17 protein-coding genes and 1 riboswitch are annotated in these 17,588 nt (G+C 53.8%); of the genes, 14 read left to right on the forward strand and 3 right to left on the reverse strand.

Going from position 1 to position 17,588, the window contains the following annotated elements; translation table 11 throughout:
• Window positions 1–175 precede the first annotated feature (175 nt).
• Complete coding sequence (gene fabA / locus ACXAEW_RS10300; protein ID WP_474941234.1) at window positions 176–685, reverse strand: bifunctional 3-hydroxydecanoyl-ACP dehydratase/trans-2-decenoyl-ACP isomerase; 510 nt, start codon at window positions 683–685, stop codon at window positions 176–178.
• Window positions 686–871: 186 nt separating this feature from the next.
• Here fabA and irrA point away from each other — a divergent pair, with 186 nt between their 5' ends.
• A complete protein-coding gene (gene irrA / locus ACXAEW_RS10305) occupies window positions 872–1,288 on the forward strand; it encodes an iron response transcriptional regulator IrrA (RefSeq protein WP_474941235.1) in 417 nt (138 codons plus the stop codon).
• A gap of 651 nt (window positions 1,289–1,939) precedes the next feature.
• On the opposite strand, the gene ACXAEW_RS10310 is transcribed toward irrA, so the two are convergent.
• A complete protein-coding gene (locus ACXAEW_RS10310; RefSeq protein WP_474941236.1) occupies window positions 1,940–2,815 on the reverse strand; it encodes a glycosyltransferase family 2 protein in 876 nt (291 codons plus the stop codon).
• Window positions 2,816–2,943: 128 nt separating this feature from the next.
• Between ACXAEW_RS10310 and miaB the strand changes: the two genes are divergently transcribed.
• From miaB to ACXAEW_RS10360, 10 genes are all read left to right on the forward strand, one after another.
• Window positions 2,944–4,269, forward strand: coding sequence for a tRNA (N6-isopentenyl adenosine(37)-C2)-methylthiotransferase MiaB (miaB, locus tag ACXAEW_RS10315; RefSeq protein WP_474941237.1), 1,326 nt, complete (start codon window positions 2,944–2,946; stop codon window positions 4,267–4,269).
• A gap of 267 nt (window positions 4,270–4,536) precedes the next feature.
• On the forward strand, window positions 4,537–5,106 hold the full coding sequence (locus ACXAEW_RS10320) for an OmpA family protein (protein ID WP_474941238.1): 570 nt from the start codon (window positions 4,537–4,539) through the stop codon (window positions 5,104–5,106).
• A gap of 12 nt (window positions 5,107–5,118) precedes the next feature.
• Complete coding sequence (locus ACXAEW_RS10325) at window positions 5,119–5,430, forward strand: hypothetical protein (protein ID WP_474941239.1); 312 nt, start codon at window positions 5,119–5,121, stop codon at window positions 5,428–5,430.
• A 142-nt stretch (window positions 5,431–5,572) separates the two neighbouring features.
• Window positions 5,573–6,586: a PhoH family protein gene (locus ACXAEW_RS10330; protein ID WP_474941240.1), complete on the forward strand. Its 1,014-nt coding sequence runs from the start codon at window positions 5,573–5,575 to the stop codon at window positions 6,584–6,586.
• A 33-nt stretch (window positions 6,587–6,619) separates the two neighbouring features.
• Complete coding sequence (gene ybeY / locus ACXAEW_RS10335; RefSeq protein ID WP_474943025.1) at window positions 6,620–7,156, forward strand: rRNA maturation RNase YbeY; 537 nt, start codon at window positions 6,620–6,622, stop codon at window positions 7,154–7,156.
• Window positions 7,157–8,056 (forward strand): hemolysin family protein, encoded by a 900-nt coding sequence (locus ACXAEW_RS10340; RefSeq protein ID WP_474941241.1) that lies wholly within the window; start codon window positions 7,157–7,159, stop codon window positions 8,054–8,056.
• Window positions 8,057–8,113: 57 nt separating this feature from the next.
• Entirely contained in the window at window positions 8,114–9,565 is a 1,452-nt protein-coding gene (gene lnt, locus ACXAEW_RS10345) for an apolipoprotein N-acyltransferase (RefSeq protein WP_474941242.1), read from the forward strand.
• Between the two features lie 49 nt (window positions 9,566–9,614).
• A riboswitch (SAM-SAH riboswitch) is annotated at window positions 9,615–9,663 on the forward strand.
• 7 nt (window positions 9,664–9,670) lie between these two features.
• Window positions 9,671–10,852 (forward strand): methionine adenosyltransferase, encoded by a 1,182-nt coding sequence (gene metK, locus ACXAEW_RS10350; RefSeq protein WP_474941243.1) that lies wholly within the window; start codon window positions 9,671–9,673, stop codon window positions 10,850–10,852.
• A gap of 111 nt (window positions 10,853–10,963) precedes the next feature.
• Window positions 10,964–12,082 (forward strand): THUMP domain-containing class I SAM-dependent RNA methyltransferase, encoded by a 1,119-nt coding sequence (locus tag ACXAEW_RS10355; RefSeq protein WP_474941244.1) that lies wholly within the window; start codon window positions 10,964–10,966, stop codon window positions 12,080–12,082.
• Window positions 12,083–12,229: 147 nt separating this feature from the next.
• Window positions 12,230–13,243 (forward strand): hypothetical protein, encoded by a 1,014-nt coding sequence (locus ACXAEW_RS10360; protein WP_474941245.1) that lies wholly within the window; start codon window positions 12,230–12,232, stop codon window positions 13,241–13,243.
• On the opposite strand, the gene ACXAEW_RS10365 is transcribed toward ACXAEW_RS10360, so the two are convergent.
• Window positions 13,235–14,089 carry a 2-dehydro-3-deoxygalactonokinase gene (locus tag ACXAEW_RS10365; protein ID WP_474941246.1) on the reverse strand — a complete coding sequence of 285 codons (855 nt, stop codon included), beginning with the start codon at window positions 14,087–14,089 and terminating at the stop codon, window positions 13,235–13,237. The two genes, ACXAEW_RS10360 and ACXAEW_RS10365, sit on opposite strands and share 9 nt — an antisense overlap.
• A 302-nt stretch (window positions 14,090–14,391) precedes the next feature.
• Here ACXAEW_RS10365 and ACXAEW_RS10370 point away from each other — a divergent pair, with 302 nt between their 5' ends.
• The 3 genes from ACXAEW_RS10370 (at window position 14,392) to ACXAEW_RS10380 (ending at window position 17,546) form a co-directional block, all read left to right on the forward strand.
• Complete coding sequence (locus tag ACXAEW_RS10370; protein WP_474941247.1) at window positions 14,392–15,447, forward strand: AraC family transcriptional regulator; 1,056 nt, start codon at window positions 14,392–14,394, stop codon at window positions 15,445–15,447.
• Window positions 15,448–15,817: 370 nt separating this feature from the next.
• Window positions 15,818–16,525 carry a sugar transferase gene (locus ACXAEW_RS10375; RefSeq protein ID WP_474941248.1) on the forward strand — a complete coding sequence of 236 codons (708 nt, stop codon included), beginning with the start codon at window positions 15,818–15,820 and terminating at the stop codon, window positions 16,523–16,525.
• Window positions 16,526–16,784: 259 nt separating this feature from the next.
• Window positions 16,785–17,546 (forward strand): P-loop NTPase family protein, encoded by a 762-nt coding sequence (locus tag ACXAEW_RS10380; RefSeq protein WP_474941249.1) that lies wholly within the window; start codon window positions 16,785–16,787, stop codon window positions 17,544–17,546.
• The last annotated feature ends 42 nt before the right edge of the window (window positions 17,547–17,588 follow it).

Below are 17,588 nucleotides of genomic sequence, written 5' to 3' on the forward strand. Positions count from 1 at the left end.
TTAGCCTCTTGCTGCTGATTTTCAAGTTTTCAGACAGAGTTGGTACAATTTGAAGTGGATGGACTGGAGGTGGCGTGTTTAGCCTGTATGTGTGCCCGGTATTAGACTGGCCAAAAGAAATAGCCCCCGAACGACCGGAGGCTATTTCCTTAAATCCTAAGTCAGCTAGATGGTCTCAGCTCTCGCTGAGTGCCACTTTCATGTCTTTGACTTGATAGATCACTTCGCCATCAGCTTCGACGATACCGTCGGCCACGCCCATGGTCAGGCGGCGGGTTTGGATGGCTTTGGTGAAATCGATTTTAAAGGTCAGCATCTTGCGGTCCGGGCGGACCATGCCGGTCAGTTTGACTTCGCCGACACCCAGCGCATAGCCGCGACCTTGCCAGCCACGCCAGCCGAGGTTGAAGCCTGTCAGCTGCCACAGACCGTCCAGCCCAAGACATCCCGGCATGATCGGGTTGCCGGGGAAATGGCAGTCAAAGAACCACAGGTCTGGAGTGATGTCGAATTCCGCGATCACGTGACCTTTGCCATGGGCCCCGCCGTCGCCGCTGATGTCAGTGATGCGGTCCATCATCAACATCGGCGGTGCAGGAAGCTGCGCATTGCCGGGGCCGAAAAGTTCGCCACGGGCACATTTCAGCAGATCTTCCTTGTCGAAGCTGTTGGGGTATTCGGCCATGCTGGCGCGTCTCCTGCCTGGTACATCACACATATCTGGCCTCCTGTAACATCGGCAGAACCAGTCCTGCAAGGGCAGAGGCAGCGATCCGAGCGTGAATTAGACGCAGTTGCGAGTGAATTTCATTTGAACTTTGGGAGAGGGTGCCCTTATATATACGATCAGCAATAGGAGCCAAGAACCGACATGACGCCCAATAGCGTGGAAAAGGCGACCGACTGGCTGGTGACAGCAGGTTTGCGTCCAACCCGGCAGCGTGTTGCCTTAGCTGAACTGCTTGTCGGAGACGGCAAGCATCGTCACGTAACGGCTGAAAGCCTGTTTGAATCGGCCAAAACTCGTGGTGCGGCCGTCTCTTTGGCGACTGTTTATAACACTTTGCGTGCGTTCTGTAAGGCAGGTGTTTTACAGGAAATCACGGTGGATGGTTCCAAAAGCTATTTCGATACGAATACCCACGATCACCCGCATTTCTATCTGGAAGATGTCGCAACCCTGTCTGATGCACCCTCCGACGAATTGGTGATCAAGCAACTTCCCAAAGCCCCCGAAGGGTTTGAGATTGCATCAGTGGACGTTGTGATCCGCTTGCGGAAGGTTTGATTCGCTGTCCGGAACATTCCGGCGCGTTTGAAATCTTAATATATCGATAGAATTTTCGCTCCGCATAGCTCCAGTAGTAAACCCAGCAGTCGTCCTTTGCCGAGGCATGGTTTGGACGGAATGGTTGGCCAACATGGCGCAGGGAATGGAACAATGAGCTGTGATGCGTTATCTCAAGGTGCTGTCGTTCTGCACTTTGGCGCATGCCATGGGACAGCCTTAAATCCGTGAAGGTAAACGCCAGCAGAATGCCCAAAAGGGCTGCTAGTGCAGCCATCCAAGAGGCCGCCTTTGGGTGGAAGGTCAAAGCTGTATTGTGGAGAGCCATCAATACAGCCGCCGTACTACAGGCCCCAAAAGCGCCCAGTAGAGCCAGAATGTAGCTCAGTTTCGGTTCGCTTATTACAGTTGTGACAGCAAAGATGGGCAGTATGGGTGGAAAGAATACTATTGATATTCCGGAAAAACCGCCGACAAAGAATCCAAATAAGGTAACTACTGCAGATACTTGATAGAAAATGGGCAGCCAAAAGGGGATTGGCAGTCCTGCCCTTCGCGCTTTGATGTGTTTCCAGATTGGAACGCCCCACCAAATCGACGGAACGCTCAAAATAAGAACCAGCAACAAAAGGGCTTCGGTCAGGTGCTCTGTCAAAACCACTGCCCCGGTTCCATAAGCCCCAAGTCCAACAGCTGGCGGGAATGCCATTCAAAGGGCGTTGAGTTATGCCAGCGAAAACTGTCAATCGCAAAACTTGAACCCGGGTTGCGTTTTAACGCTTTGGCTGTGCGGAACGAACAGATGGCCGCTGTCAGATTGTGATGCCAAGGGCAGGCAAAGGTATTGTATTCTTGGTCATTGAACGTGTGATCGTCTTTTATCTCCAGCCCTGCCTTTGCTTTAAACAGGGCGATGCGGTCAATTTTGCGGCTTGCTTCGGGGATATGCTCTTCGAAGCGCCAACGGACACCTCCAAAGAAATCAAGTTGCCTTTCGCGCGGCTGTCCCGTTTGGGGGTCGTTGCGGGACTGTGCGTAATAGCCAGACTTGTCCAGATGCGCATGCTCCAAAGAAACCGCAGTGGGAGAGGCCAGCAAATCGCCCGCATATAGGTCGATGACGTAAGTCAGCATGGCATCGCGGCGTTCTTCAGCGTGAAATGCCAGCATTTCTCCAATACCTCGGGTTTCGCAGAACGGGTAAAACAGAAACTCGGCATTGTAGCAGTAATAGAGCCAACACGTTGCGGGCACCTTTGAGATGACGGCGTTGATCGCGTTTCTCACGGCTTCCGCAGGGCTGCAATCAAACGGCACGCGGTGGACCTTGCTCGCCACATCATGCGGGATGTCAAAAGCATCGGGGATTAAAGCAACCACATGTTTGAAGCCGCAATCCAAGTGGTGTCGCAAGGTGGTTGGGATCTCTACATTGTCCTCGACAAAGATCAGTGCGATCGGTCCTTTGCCCAATTGGGGTGCCTGTGAAAGAAAATCGTCAAACGAGAGATACATGGTGCCTGTCATTGTGCCCGGTCCATAAAGCCATTCTGGTCTTTTGGGACAAAATCAGGTAATTGCGCCTCCATTGCAAGCGGCACGGTTTCGCGCTATGTGCCGCCGCTGATCTCACCCCGTTTGGAAGGCAGACCGCGATGAGCGACCCAAAGAAGCTGTTTATCAAGACCTATGGCTGTCAGATGAATGTCTACGACAGTGAACGCATGGCTGAAGCGCTGGGCGGTCAGGGCTATGTCGAGACGAAGAGCCCGGAAGATGCGGATATGATCTTGCTGAATACGTGCCACATCCGGGAAAAAGCGGCCGAGAAAGTCTATTCGGAATTGGGGCGCTTTAAGGGGCTGAAGGCGGAGAAGCCGGATCTGAAAATTGGCGTGGCTGGCTGCGTCGCCCAAGCCGAGGGTGAGGAAATCATGCGGCGTCAGCCGTTGGTGGATCTGGTGGTTGGACCCCAAAGCTATCACCGCTTGCCAGAGATGGAAGCAAAGGCCGGAAAAGGGCAGAAGGTGCTCGACACCGATATGCCCGAGGAAGACAAGTTCGAAAAACTGAAAAGCCGGCCCAAGGCAAAGCGCGGCCCAACGGCCTTTCTGACCGTTCAGGAAGGGTGCGATAAATTCTGCGCCTTCTGCGTTGTGCCTTATACCCGTGGCGCTGAAGTCTCACGCCCGGTGGACCGTATTCTGACCGAAGCGCGCGATCTGGTTGAACGTGGGGTGCGTGAGATCACCCTTTTGGGCCAGAACGTCAACGCTTATCACGGAGAGGGTCCTAACGGCGCCGATTGGACGCTGGCGCAGCTGATCTGGGAGCTCGACAAAGTTGACGGTCTTGAGCGCATCCGTTTTACCACCAGCCACCCGAACGACATGCAGGATGATCTGATCGAGGCGCATGGCTCCTGCAAAAAACTGATGCCCTATTTGCACCTGCCGGTTCAGGCGGGGTCGGACAAGATCTTGAAACGGATGAACCGCAGTCATACGGCCGAAAGCTATATCAAGCTGATCGAGCGAATCCGTGCCGCAAGGCCTGACATTCTGATTTCTGGCGACTTTATCGTAGGTTTCCCGGAGGAAACAGAAGAGGATTTCCAGGCGACCCTCGATCTGATTGAACAAGTGAAATACGGCACAGCCTATTCCTTTAAGTACTCGACACGTCCTGGAACGCCGGCCGCAGAGCGGCCACAAGTTGATCCGGCGGAGGCAGATGACCGTCTGCAACGCCTGCAAGCTCTGCTGAACAGGCAGCAGCGGGAAGTACAGGACAGTATGGTTGGTCGCGAAGTTGGTGTGCTGTTTGAAAAAGTGGGACGCCTGCCGGGGCAAATGGTTGGCAAGTCAGACTATCTGCATGCCGTACACGTTGCCGATTGCAATCGTGAAATCGGCGACCTTGCACGTGTAAGGATTGTCTCATCAGGTGCCAACTCTCTGGCTGGCGAGTTGATTGACTGATCCTGCTTTGGATGTCTCGTATCGAAACCGCCGCAATCGCGGCGGTTTTTGTTATTTTACCCTCAAAGTGAGTCCCAATTGCATCGGTGGTCGCAACAATTTGGGTAAAAATGTTTTAGTGTTCTCAATTCTGATTTAACTTCATTGAAAATACTTGAATTGTGCCACGCTTGACGCAACGAAAGCAGCTATGGTGGCGCGTAAGTGGGTCTGGGGCTTTGAGCACTGTGATTCAGGTGAGGGTAACGGAGCGAAGGATTTCGGGTCGTGTGGATTGAAAAAGCAAAAACATTGGGTGCTGTGGTTGCAGCGGGAACGCTCGCTCTGGCTCTTGGGGTGTCAGCTGCGGCGGCGCAGACACGGACGATTATCGGCGAACGTTATATTCCTACCATCTGGGTGGATCCCGACGGGTGTGAGCATTGGGTGATGGATGACGGTGCCGAAGGGTTTATGACGCCGCATGTTACACCGGATGGCAAGCCGGTCTGTCGTCGAGGCGAACTCTGTGGCATGATGCCCACTGATCAGTTCTTTGCCACAGACAAGCATTACATCAATGCTGCGGGCCGCAAGCGTCTGGAAGACTTCTTCAATTCCAAAAAGAGTGGTTTCCGTGGTTTTGTTGTGGCTGGGCATACCGATAGCCGTGCGTCAGACGAGTATAACATCGCCCTGTCTCAACGCCGTGCAAATGCGGTTGCGCAGGTCGCCCGTTCTGTTGGTGCACGCCTGTTTGATATTCGTGCCTACGGTGAACGTGACCCGCGCAAGCCGAACACAAGTGCTGCAAACATGGCGGAAAACCGTCGCGTCGAAATTTACTGCCTGCGCTAAGGGAGAGAGAGTATGAAAGTTACCAAAGTAATCGCCCTTGTCGCAGTTGCAGGTGTCACCGCCGCCTGTTCCTCGGGGCATGGTGTTGTTGGGCCAAACAAAGGTATCGACCGTGGTACTGATAACAAGGATCTATCTCAGCTGACTGCAGGGATCTGGGTTGATCCAAATGGCTGTGAACACTGGATTATCGACGATGGTGTCGAAGGGTATGCGGATTTGCGCCGCACGCCTGACGGAAAGCCCGTCTGCAACAGTGAGTTGCCGCGCAATGTGGCAACCGGACCTTTCAAGAAAGGGTCTCCAATCGCGGACAGCCTCTGATCTACAAGCAAAAAAGTGCTTATTTGGCCGCCTTTTAGGGCGGCCTATTTGTTTCAATTCCATGAAATCTTCTGATGGGTGCTTGCGCGCGGCGGGCGACGGATGCAAACTTAACTTGTAACGCCGGAAACAGGAGAGCCGCTTGGCCTTTGGTGCCCCGAACCCTGCAGAAGACCAGACCGCAATTCATGAAGTGCTGCTGGAATTCCCTGACAATCGTTTGTTGATCGACCTTTGTGGTGAATACGATCGACACCTGGCTGAAATCGAACAAAAATTAGGTGTGCAAATCATCCGACGAGGCAACCAGCTTTCGGTCATGGGTGATCCAGCCATGCGTGAGCAGGCGGCTGCCGTGTTGACCGCGCTTTATGACCGGCTTGAAACCGGGCGTAGCGTCGAAGTTGCCGATGTGGATCGCGAGTTGCGGATGGACACCAGGCCGGATGAAGAACCTGAAACTGGCGACCAGCTGGAAATGTTCCGCGGTGGAAAGGTCGAGATAAAGACCCGCAAAAAGCTGGTGGAACCGCGTACTGACGCTCAAAAAGCCTATGTTCAGTCCTTGTTTGAGCATGAGCTTGCATTTGGTATCGGCCCTGCCGGAACAGGTAAGACATATCTGGCGGTTGCCGTAGGTGTGTCGATGTTTATCACCGGCCATGTGGACCGGATTATCCTCAGCCGTCCTGCTGTCGAAGCAGGCGAAAAGCTCGGTTATTTGCCTGGCGACATGAAGGATAAGGTCGATCCCTATATGCAGCCCCTTTATGATGCTCTGAATGATTTCCTTCCTGGTAAACAGCTTGCCAAGTTGATCGAGGAAAAACGGATCGAGATTGCGCCGCTGGCCTTTATGAGAGGGCGGACGCTGTCCAATGCTTTTGTGGTTTTGGATGAAGCGCAGAACGCGACGACTATGCAGATGAAAATGTTCCTGACCCGCCTAGGTGAAGGCTCTCGCATGGTCATTACTGGCGACCGTAGCCAGGTCGACTTGCCCCGTGGGGTGAAATCCGGGCTTGCGGACGCGGAACGTCTTCTGACGTCGATACCCAAAGTCAGCTTTAGCTATTTCACGTCGCGAGATGTTGTGCGCCATCCGCTTGTGGCCGCGATCATTGAAGCCTATGAGGCCGACGAAGCGCAGGGATAACCCTGCGCCGTCACTGCGCGCGTCAAGAGGCTGATTATGTTGGATATCGAATTCGAAGACGACCGCTGGCATGCGCTTGAGCTGGAGGCGCTTGCAACTGAGGCGGTCAAGGCAACATTGTCGCATATGGCGTTGGATTTTGATGAATGCGAGTTGGTAATCCTAGCTTGTGCGGATGATCGCATCGCAGAGCTCAATCAGGAGTTTCGCGACAAGCCGACACCCACAAATGTTCTGAGCTGGCCATCCGAAGACTTGGCAGCTGATGAACCAGGCGGGGTGCCTGCGTTGCCAGAACCGGATTTTACCGGTGAGATTGCTCTTGGTGACATTGCGATTGCCTTTGAAACTTGTGCACGTGAGGCCGCAGAAGCAGGCAAGCCTATGGCTGATCATGTGCGACATCTGGTCATTCACGGAATTTTGCATCTTTTGGGCTATGATCACATCCGTGACGAAGATGCCACTTTGATGGAAACTATTGAGGTTGAGATACTTGGCAAACTGGGTATCCCCAACCCATATGATGTTAACGACGACCCCATGGTGGGGCCTGAACGGATAGGATAGATGGGCGACATAGAAGGCAGTTCTAACGCAGCGCAACGCGCGCTGCAGAACGAAACCGATGACGGGATGAGGCCAGAGCAAAGCGCAAAGGCCGGATTTTTAAGCCGATTTTTTGGAAACCTGTCCAGTGACAAGCCCGTATCAGCTGAGGTAAACGGTTACGCGCCCGTTGTGCCCCAACCCCACGGCATGATGAACCTTCGACGTTTGCGTGTCGAAGATGTCGCGACGCCCACAGCCGAGATCGTGTCGGTTCCTGTTGGAATTTCTAAAGACGAATTGGTTCAGGTCTTTCGTGACAGTGGTTTTACGCGAATCCCTGTCTATGAAGGTACGCTGGATACGCCAATTGGTATGGCTCACCTCAAGGATTTTGCGCTCACCCATGGATTTAATGGCGAGTCGGGTGATTTTGACCTGAGCCAGATGTTGCGCCCGTTATTGTTTGTTCCGCCTTCGATGCCAATCGGGGTGCTTCTGACCAAGATGCAGGCCGAACGTCGCCACATGGCCTTGGTCATTGATGAATATGGCGGTGTGGATGGGCTGGTTACAATCGAAGATCTGATTGAACAGGTGGTCGGAGAAATCGAAGACGAACATGACGCCAATGAGCTGCAGACATGGTTTCTCGAAAAGCCCGGTTGTTATGTGGCACAGGCCCGCACACCGTTGCCCGAATTTGAGACGGAGTTGGGGCGATCACTGACCGCACATGAGGATGTGGACGAGGAAGAGATCGACACTTTGGGCGGGCTGGTCTTTGTGCTGTCCGGCCGCGTCCCTGCGCGTGGCGAAGTGATCCGCCACCCCGAAGGCATGGAGTTTGAGGTCATGGATGCCGACCCTCGCCGGATCAAACGTCTGCGCGTGCGCCTGCCGCAGGCCGCTGCGGAGTAAGCCCGCGTGTTAAGGCGCTTCGGCCCATTTGCCCTTGCTTGTGCCTGTGGTGCATTCATGGCCCAGGGGCTTGCACCGCAGAATTGGCTGTTTGCCGGACCCTTGGCGTTGATCGCAATTGCGCTGCTGTTTTTGCGTGAAACCGCGAGCCAGCGAACGGGCTGGCTTGGCTGGTTCTTCGGCCTTGGCTATTTTGCAACGGGGCTGTCCTGGATTGTCGAACCGTTTCAGGTGGATGCCGCCACATACGGGTGGATGGCTCCTTTTGCTTTGGTTCTATTGGCGGCTGGCCTTGCACTGTTTTGGGGCGCGGCTTTTGCCATCGCACCGAGGCTGGCCAGGGGGCACTGGCGCATTCTGGCACTCATTGGCCTCTGGTCCCTGGCCGAATTCGTGCGAGCTTATGCGTTGACCGGGTTTCCGTGGGCGGCACTTGCCCAGCTTGGTGTCGGCGATATCACGTTTCGTTTGTTGCCCTGGGTTGGCCCTCATGGGGTTGCGATGATCAGTCTCAGTGTTTTTGTGCCGTTGGCATTGTTGGGCCAGCGACAGTATTGGGCCGCGCTCCCCGCAGTTTTGGCCGTTGCCGCTGGGGCGACGGTGCTCCCGCCTTTGCCTACTGAAGACAGCGTTCTTCAAACAGAACACATTGTGCGACTGGTTCAACCAAATGCACCACAGGATGAAAAATGGGATCCGGACAAGCGCTGGGATTTTGTGCGCCGTCAGGTCAGCTATTCAGCGCTTGAGCCCAAACCTGATATGATTGTCTGGCCCGAAACCGCTGTGCCGCAGTTGCTGAACTATGCTGAGGACACGCTTCAGACCATCTCCGAATCCGCAAATGGTGTGCCAATATTGTTGGGTATCCAACGCGAAGAGGGTGGGCAGTACTTCAATTCAGCTGCCATGCTGAACCGCGAGGGCATTCCAACTGCGACCTACGATAAGGTTCATCTGGTGCCATTTGGTGAATATATGCCGTTCCCGGATCTTGTGGCCCGCTTTGGCATCTCGGGGCTCGCTGTTCGGGCGGGGTCTGGCTACACTGCGGGTGCAGAACAGACTGTTTTGACCTCTCCGGTCGGGCGCTTCCTTCCATTGATCTGCTACGAGGGGGTTTTCCCTCATGAGGTGCCAACAGTCGCGGATCGCCCGGATTTTCTTGCCTTGATTACCAATGATGCGTGGTTTGGAACCTATTCGGGTCCGCAACAACATCTTGTTCAGGCGCAAATGCGGGCCGCAGAGCAGGGTTTGCCCATGGTGCGTGTGGCGAATACGGGGGTGTCAGCTATGATCGACCCCTTTGGCCAGATCATTCCAGGCGCGATGATACCATTGGGGCAGGCGGGTTATGTGGATGCGGTTTTGCCTGCACCATTGCCCGCGACGCTGTATGCGCGAACGGGAGATCTGCCCTGGGCCTTGCTTGCTCTCTTTTTGACGGTGATTTCCGCGCTTTTTCGCCGAGAACCGACCTGGCGCAAAGAAGTGGTTAAGCTCTGATCCGTAAGATGTTGACCTTGAAGCACACTCCGCCTATGCGGTGAGAACACTCTCGTCACAACGGCTTCCTGGCGTGACGGGCAATTCACAATGGAGCACCTCCCAATGGCACGATTGAACTACACCTTTACTTCGGAATCGGTATCCGAGGGTCACCCGGACAAAGTCTGTGACCGGATTTCCGATGCTGTGTTGGACGCATTTCTGGCAGAAGAGCCGGAAGCCCGCGTTGCGGCAGAGACCTTTGCCACCACCAATCGCGTGGTCATCGGGGGCGAAGTCGGCCTGTCCGATCAGGATAAGCTGCACGATTATATGGGCAAGATCGATGAGATCGCCCGCGCTTGTATCAAAGACATCGGATACGAGCAGGACAAATTCCACCATGAGACCGTGGAAATCACCAATCTGTTGCACGAGCAGTCTGCTCATATTGCGCAGGGTGTTGATGCCGCCGCTGACAAGGATGAGGGCGCCGGCGACCAAGGGATCATGTTTGGCTTTGCCACCAATGAGACCGAGGCGCTGATGCCCGCTCCGATCCAATATTCCCACGCGATACTGCGCCGCCTTGCCGAAGTTCGCAAAAACGGCACCGAGCCAGCGCTGGGGCCGGATGCAAAATCTCAGCTGTCGGTGAACTACCGTGACGGGAAGCCTGTTGGCATCAGTTCGCTGGTTCTGTCCACTCAGCACCTGGATGAAACACTGACCTCCAACGACATCCGTGCTATTGTTGAGCCCTATTTCCACGAGGTTCTGCCTGAAGGTTGGTTGACGGATGAAACCATCTGGCACGTTAACCCAACAGGCAAATTTGTGATTGGCGGACCAGACGGCGACGCAGGTCTGACCGGCCGCAAGATCATCGTGGATACATATGGCGGCGCGGCGCCTCATGGTGGCGGGGCCTTCTCTGGTAAAGACCCGACCAAGGTTGACCGTTCGGCAGCCTATGTTGCGCGCTATCTGGCGAAAAATGTGGTTGCTGCCGGCATGGCTGAGCGCTGCACCATTCAGCTGTCTTATGCCATCGGCGTGGCCGCTCCGTTGTCGATCTATGCAGACCTGCACGACACCGGCAATGTCGAGGCCGCTGCCATCGAAGCCGCAATCCCAAAAGTCATTGATCTGACGCCGCGCGGCATTCGCACCCATCTGGGCCTGAATAAACCGATCTATCAGCGCACGGCTGCTTATGGTCACTTTGGTCGAACTCCTGATGCGGATGGCGGCTTCAGCTGGGAAAAGACAGATCTGGTCGATGCCTTGACCAAGGCGGTTTAATCCCTTCTCAAGGCAGAACACTCTGAAGCGGGCCCTTTGTGGCCCGTTTCTTTTTTTGCGGCCTCCATTTTGCCATCGCAGGCACAAGAGTTTGCGGGTAATCAAAGGCGTATGGATCAAGCAACTGACTTCGAAATTTTTCTGATGGTGCCCCCAGGGCTTGAACACCCGCTTGCCGCCGAGGCGCGCGGGCTTGGGTTTAAAGTCTCCAAGATCATTCCGGGCGGGGTGATGACCCAAGGGGCGTGGCCTGATGTGTGGCGGGCCAATTATCTGCTACGCGGGGCAACTCGTGTCCTGGCCCGTATCGGAGAATTTCGCGCGTTCCATTTGGCGCAACTGGATAAACGGGCGCGCAAGTTTCCTTGGGCCGATGTTCTGCGCCCCGATGTACCGGTGAAGGTCGAAACGACAACAAACAAAAAATCAAAAATCTATCACGCAGGTGCAGCGACCGAACGGATTGAACGCGCTTTGGCCGAGGAGTTGGGCGTTGAGATCGCAGAAGACGCTCTGATCACGGTAAAACTTCGGATCGACGATAATACATGTGTATTAAGCGTGGATACGTCTGGTGAGCCGCTGCACAAACGCGGGCACAAAGCGGCCGTCGGCAAGGCGCCGATGCGAGAAACGATGGCTGCGATGTTTCTGCGCGAATGTGGTTTCAACGGGGAGGAACCCGTTGTTGACCCAATGTGCGGATCTGGAACATTTGTGCTTGAAGCTGCGGAAATCGCCGCCGGTCTGGCGCCTGGGCGCAGCCGCAGCTTTGCATTCGAACAATTGGCAACCTTTGATTCTGAAGCCTGGCAGATGGTCAAGCAGACAGGGCCAGCGGTCGCAACGGCTTTCCGCTTTTACGGCTCTGACCGGAATGCGGGCGCTGTGGAAATGGCCCTGCAAAACGCAGAACGTGCAAGCGTCGCTGAGCTGTGTACTTTTCAGCCGCAGGCGATCAGCGATCTGTATCCCCCAGAGGGGCCCAAAGGGTTGGTTATGATCAACCCACCTTACGGGGCACGTATCGGCAATAAAAAGCTGCTTTATGCGTTGCACGGAACCATGGGAGAGGTTCTAAAGGAGCGGTTCAAGGGCTGGCGTGTCGGGATCGTGACCAGCGACACGAGCCTCGCCAAGTCAACCAAGTTACCTTTCTTGCCAACAGGTGCCCCTGTTGCGCATGGCGGTCTAAAGGTGCGTTTGTTCCGAACCGCCGCACTGACGTAGCTCCGCACCACATTCAATTTTACCTATTTTAGTATCGCAAAGCGAGTGTGGCGCTCGAAATTAGAGCAATACCTTCAGATTTGCGAGTTATAACAGTCCTTATGCGCTGGGGCGGTTCCCAAGGTTGATTGGTCTTGTGAGGTGACGATGGTTGAAGCGTTGAACGATCGTGAAAGGGTGATTATGGGCACGGCCGCCAGTCACTTTGGGCGAGATGTGACCAGTATGGAAGCATTGAAAGACTCCGCTTTCTCGTCGTTGCGTATCCATTTCGCAGGTGAAACCGTCATCGCTACGCAGCGTCGAAACTTTCGCCGGACGCATCTTGAAGGGCTGATCTTGGAACAGCTTTCGCCGATTTGCGACGACATTCCAACCTACCTCGGTATGACTGACGGTATTTTGTTCCAGTCCGATTTGGGTGGCACACAGCTGAGCGATGAAGTGCTGGAACACGATCATGACGACCAGCTGGATCTCGCCGCAGAAGCGTGCGCTTCTATCTTTCGATACCAGTCGGCAGCCAGGCAAACAGGCCTAGGCGGGATGGTTCCCAAAATAGGTACAACGCAGGAGTGGATGGAGAACCTGGTTGGGTCCGTAGATTCACTTCAGTTGTTTTCCCACGGAATTCCTGAAAGTTTCGATTATCAAGCCGTTGCGGATTTGATGACCGTGTCCAATTGGCAGTTCGTCAAATGGCATTGCCGCCCGAGCTATGCAATTATCTGCGACGATGGGTTCCTGCGTTGGAATGGGTTTGAGCTTTCGGGAGCGCGTCACGGTGCCGAAGATCTGGCATGGCTGATTGGGGACGAATGCTGGCCAATTGCGCCGGATGATATGATCAAAGTTGTTGAGGACACGTTTGATCATACGATGGATGTCCCATTTGAAGAATATCTGGAGTATCTTGCAGTCTATACAGCGTTGCACTGTGTCCAGCGTTTTAAACTCATCATTCGCGATGCTCAGGAAAACGGGTGGCATTGTTCAAACAGTGACGCGCGCAAAGAGCAGCCCGGAGTCGATCCGGCCTTTGCGAAACAATTGTGCCATGTGGGCGCGTATTTTTCCCAACGCTCAAAGCTCACCCGGATGCTTGCTTCCAATTTTGAACAGGCCGAAAATGTTATTGCAGCAATTGGTGCGTCAGGCTGATTCCGCCCCGATTTTGATGTGGCGTTGTCTTGTTTTGCGTAACCCCGCGAGGGTCATGTCGTCTGTATCTGCCGCGATAAATGGCAAGTATTGGCTTTCGAAGGCCGCTGCATAAAGGGCGCGTTTGTCAAACGGAGCGAGCAATGCAAGGTTTTGCCCCAACCAATACGGGCGTGTCGCCGCGAGTTCGGCACCAATTAAATATCCCCAGCCCAAGGCCGCAGCGTCATTTCGGGGGGGCTGTGTAATTTCCGCGTCAAAAAGCGTGCTGCTTAACCGCACCGCCAATGCCTCGGGCCGAGACAGGCTGTCTTTGACAGCGTCCTGTAGCGAGGCCATATCATTACAGCTTTCAAACCCAAGAGATTTACCCATTTGCGGCGTAAGTGTTGACGCGAAACTCACAATCTCATCTGCGCTTACCAAAACCCAATAGCTTCGGTCCGCTAGAACGATACAGATCACACCGTTCCAATTTGGATTTAACGAAAGGAAACCTGCCACCATGCAAGCCGGCTGCCCCAGTTGCCCAAAAGGGTCTGCTTGTATGACATTTGCAAGCCCATGTACTGGCGCAAATCGGCCGGGCGCAGTTTTGATGGGCAGCTCCACTGCGGATGTCGGAACATTGGCTGTAACAGAAGTTTGAAGTCCACATGCATAGATCGGAGCAGCATCCCAGCCTGTCTGGGATAAGATCTCACCAATCTCGTCGGCGGCAATATCGCGGGCACATTGCACTGTATGAAGATCAACCGCTTTCTGATCGTGCATTTTCCAAAGGCACAAGGTCTCAGATGCGAGGCTCGCGGCGATCCACTGGTCTGAATTAACCTGCAGGGGCATGGGGGCCATCCTTTTTTAATCCAGCCCGTCACATACAGATAATGCCTTTGGGGGTAAACCTCTATCCTTTGGCTGTGGATGAGAGGGTGCGCGTCCAAAGGTTTTCGGAGCTTGGGCAAACCTATTGGGTACAGCGCTGTACCAATGCCCGTTCTTTCTACGCGTCCGCGCGGGCATAACGTTTCTCCAAAAAAATAACATCACAAATGTTGCGATCGAATTCGAAGGATCCAGCGGATTTTGGAACTGCGGCTGCAAAGTCTGGCTGCAGGTTCGGTGTTATATTTTGGTGAGTTTTGTAAATGTTACATGGCGTAAATAGCGAAATAAGCAATAATGCACCTCTGCGTCGGCCAGCGCTTTTGGTGCAGGAAGTTATACGGCGAATGGCGTTGCGAGACATCTTCATTTCCGGCACTGCGATCAGTCGCCTGTCCTCCAAAACCCTGCTTGAGACGGGTGATCCTCAATTGTGCTTTCGGGAGAGCGCAGAGGTTTTTGAACGTTTCGCACGGCTTACAGGGGAAGCCGACTTTGGGTTTACTATGGGCTTGCGGCGGGAGTTCCGTTTGATGGGGGCGGTTGCCTATTCTGCATTGAGCGCCCCAACACTCGCAGATTTCTTTTCCGCCTTCTGTCGCGCGGTCTTCTGTTACTCGGATGGAATGGATTTGAGTTTTTCCCATGATGGAAAATTGACTTGGGACGTTCATGGCGCAGCGGCGTTTCCGCACGGTCAGTATCTGGAATTTTTGGCGACAATGCTGCTAAAAGCAGCGCGAATTTATGTCGAACCACGCTCCGGCGCACTCCCACTGAGCGCACAATCGGTTCGGATGAATTTACCTGCGCACGCATCTGGAGGTCCGCGTGACCGATATTGGGGGTGCCGGGTGACGGTTGACGCTGGGCGAAATGAAATTCAATTCTCCAGCTCTGACCTTCAGCGAAACATGCGCACCGCTGATCCACACTTGCACGCGTTAATGGGTGAATTCACTCGCATTCAGGGCGAAACGGACTGCCGCGAAGGGCAATCCCTCGAATTTCGATTGCGAAAAGCATTGCACTTGAATTTGTCACAGGGAAAGCTGACGCAGAGCGACATCGCACGAGAGCTTGAAATGAGCACAAGGACGCTTTCTCGGGAGCTTCGAGCGCGCAATCAGAGATTTTCAGAGATTCTGGATGATGTTCGCAAAGATATGGCACATCGGTATTTGTGTGATACGACCCTCGGACTAGAAGAGATTTCCGCCGCTTTGGGATATGCCAGTGTGGGAAGTTTTAGTGAAGCGTTCAAACGCTGGACAAGTTTCACGCCCGCTCGTTATCGACAAACGATTAAGTCCGGGTGAGCAGCCGTACTTTATGATTCTCCAAATGACGTGGGTTTATTTGTAAAGTGCCTATTTTGATGGAAGATATATACCTTTGCGGATAATCCTCATGCAAAAGGTTAATTGTTGCCATCGTAGGGGGTGATCTTAACTAAGATTTACACTATGTTACTCCCAATCCGTATTTATGAAAAACTGTCTAAGAAATTAATGTAAGCATCTATGCGAAGCAATATTCGCGCTTGCGGATCAAAAACCAACGGGTTTGACGAGGGGAGCAAGGTACTTTGGTCAAGTGCACGTTTTAAGGTGCGCACAGGGAGCTGTTCCCTGTCTATGTGGCGTTCGGTGTTGAAGATTTTTTTGGTGTGGGGGCATTGGGGGTGTCATGAATGAAATATTATCGCGCAATAAGGGGGACGGCTTTGTCGCTGAGGCGGTGGCCAGCCAGCCGATCGAATCTGGCAATCAGACGGCGCGGCTGAATTCTATTTATGCGCGTTTTGGCAAACGCTTCTTGGACGTCTGCATTGTCATTCTCAGCGCGCCCATCTTTCTGCCCATCGTTCTGCTTTGCGCGCTAGCGCTTTGGATTGAGAGCGGTCTTCCTTTCTATACCCAACAAAGGTTGGGAAAAAACGGCAAGGTGTTTGCCATCCTCAAACTGCGCACAATGGTGCGAAACGCGGATGCTATGTTGGAAATTCATCTCCGGTCTGATTCAAAGCTAAGAGCCGAATGGAATGCGACACAGAAGCTGAAGAATGACCCACGTATCACACCCATCGGAAAGTTTCTTCGCGTGACCTCTTTGGATGAACTGCCCCAGGTTTGGAATGTTATCAAGGGGGACATGAGCTTGGTTGGACCGCGCCCGATGATGCCCGATCAGTTGGAATTATACGGTGATCCGGAGGCGTATTTTGCGGTTCGCCCCGGGATAAGCGGGAAGTGGCAGGTCTGTGCACGCAACGAGAGCAGTTTCACCTTGCGCCAGGTCTTTGATCGCGAATATGCGTGTGGCATGTGCTTCACTGAAGACGCGCGCATCATAAAGCGCACGGTTGGCGTCGTGCTTCGGGGGACTGGGTATTGACGAGATGTTGCTGTTGCGTAGAACACAGTCCTGTGTTTGTTTTTTATGGCTCCGAGAGCATGTCATTTTCATCATGAAAGATCTACGTGATTTGAGCAATCCAGCTCCTGAAGCTAAACAAGAATACCTTGATGCTGGCTAGGGTCAGGAGGCGGTTACTGTGTCTAAGTCTAACGACATAAAGAGTTTTCATCGGCGTGCTGTGCGTACAGAGGCAGATTCGAAGCCCCCAGAGCCGTCCGGTTCGATTGGACCGCCAATGCTCCCGGGGGAACAGGAGCCTGAGTTTGTTGTCGCGCCCGAGGCCAAGCTTCCTGGACCGCATATACCGCTTTGGGATCAATTAAAGGCGATCTCTGTCGATACCGACCAGGCTGTTAGCCGGGCACTGCCGCTGGTGGATCGTTTTCGGGATACGGAGAGCGCCAAGGCAATTGATCTTTTACGCACGCGTTTGTTGCATACGCTCAGGGCGCAAGGGTGGCGGCGCGTTGCTATTGCTGCTCCAACCAACGGATGCGGAGCAACCTGGATGACAGTGAATCTGGCGCAGGGTTTGGCGCGTGTCCCGAATTCGCGCACCATCGTCATGGACATGAATTTTCGCAAGCCCGGAGTTGCCGATGCTTTGGCGTTGGAGGCAGAAGGCGACATGGCTGGCTTTCTTTCGGGGCGCCTGCCAGCACATGAGCATCTGTTGTGTGTCGCAGATGGTTTGGTCGTCGGTCTAAATGGGGCCACCGGACAACTGTCCGGCTCTGAAGTGCTTCATAATCCGACCGCTAGCAAAGCCATCGATGGGATCATGGAAGAGAGCCGCGCGGATGTCGCCTTGTTTGATCTACCGCCGGTTTTGGAATATGATGACCTCACAGCTTTTCTACCTCAGGTGGATGGTGTTCTTTTGATTGCAGATGGTACGAAGACAACTGCCAAGGACCTGGCTGCTTGTGAAAAAATTCTGGCAGGTCACACGCAGCTGTTGGGAGTTGTGTTGAACCGTGCTCGGACGAGGTCGTAGTTTTTTGGATGAATTGGTTTTTTTGTCATAGATTTGCCTGCT

Source organism: Epibacterium sp. ABZ3_068 (genome assembly GCF_056159265.1).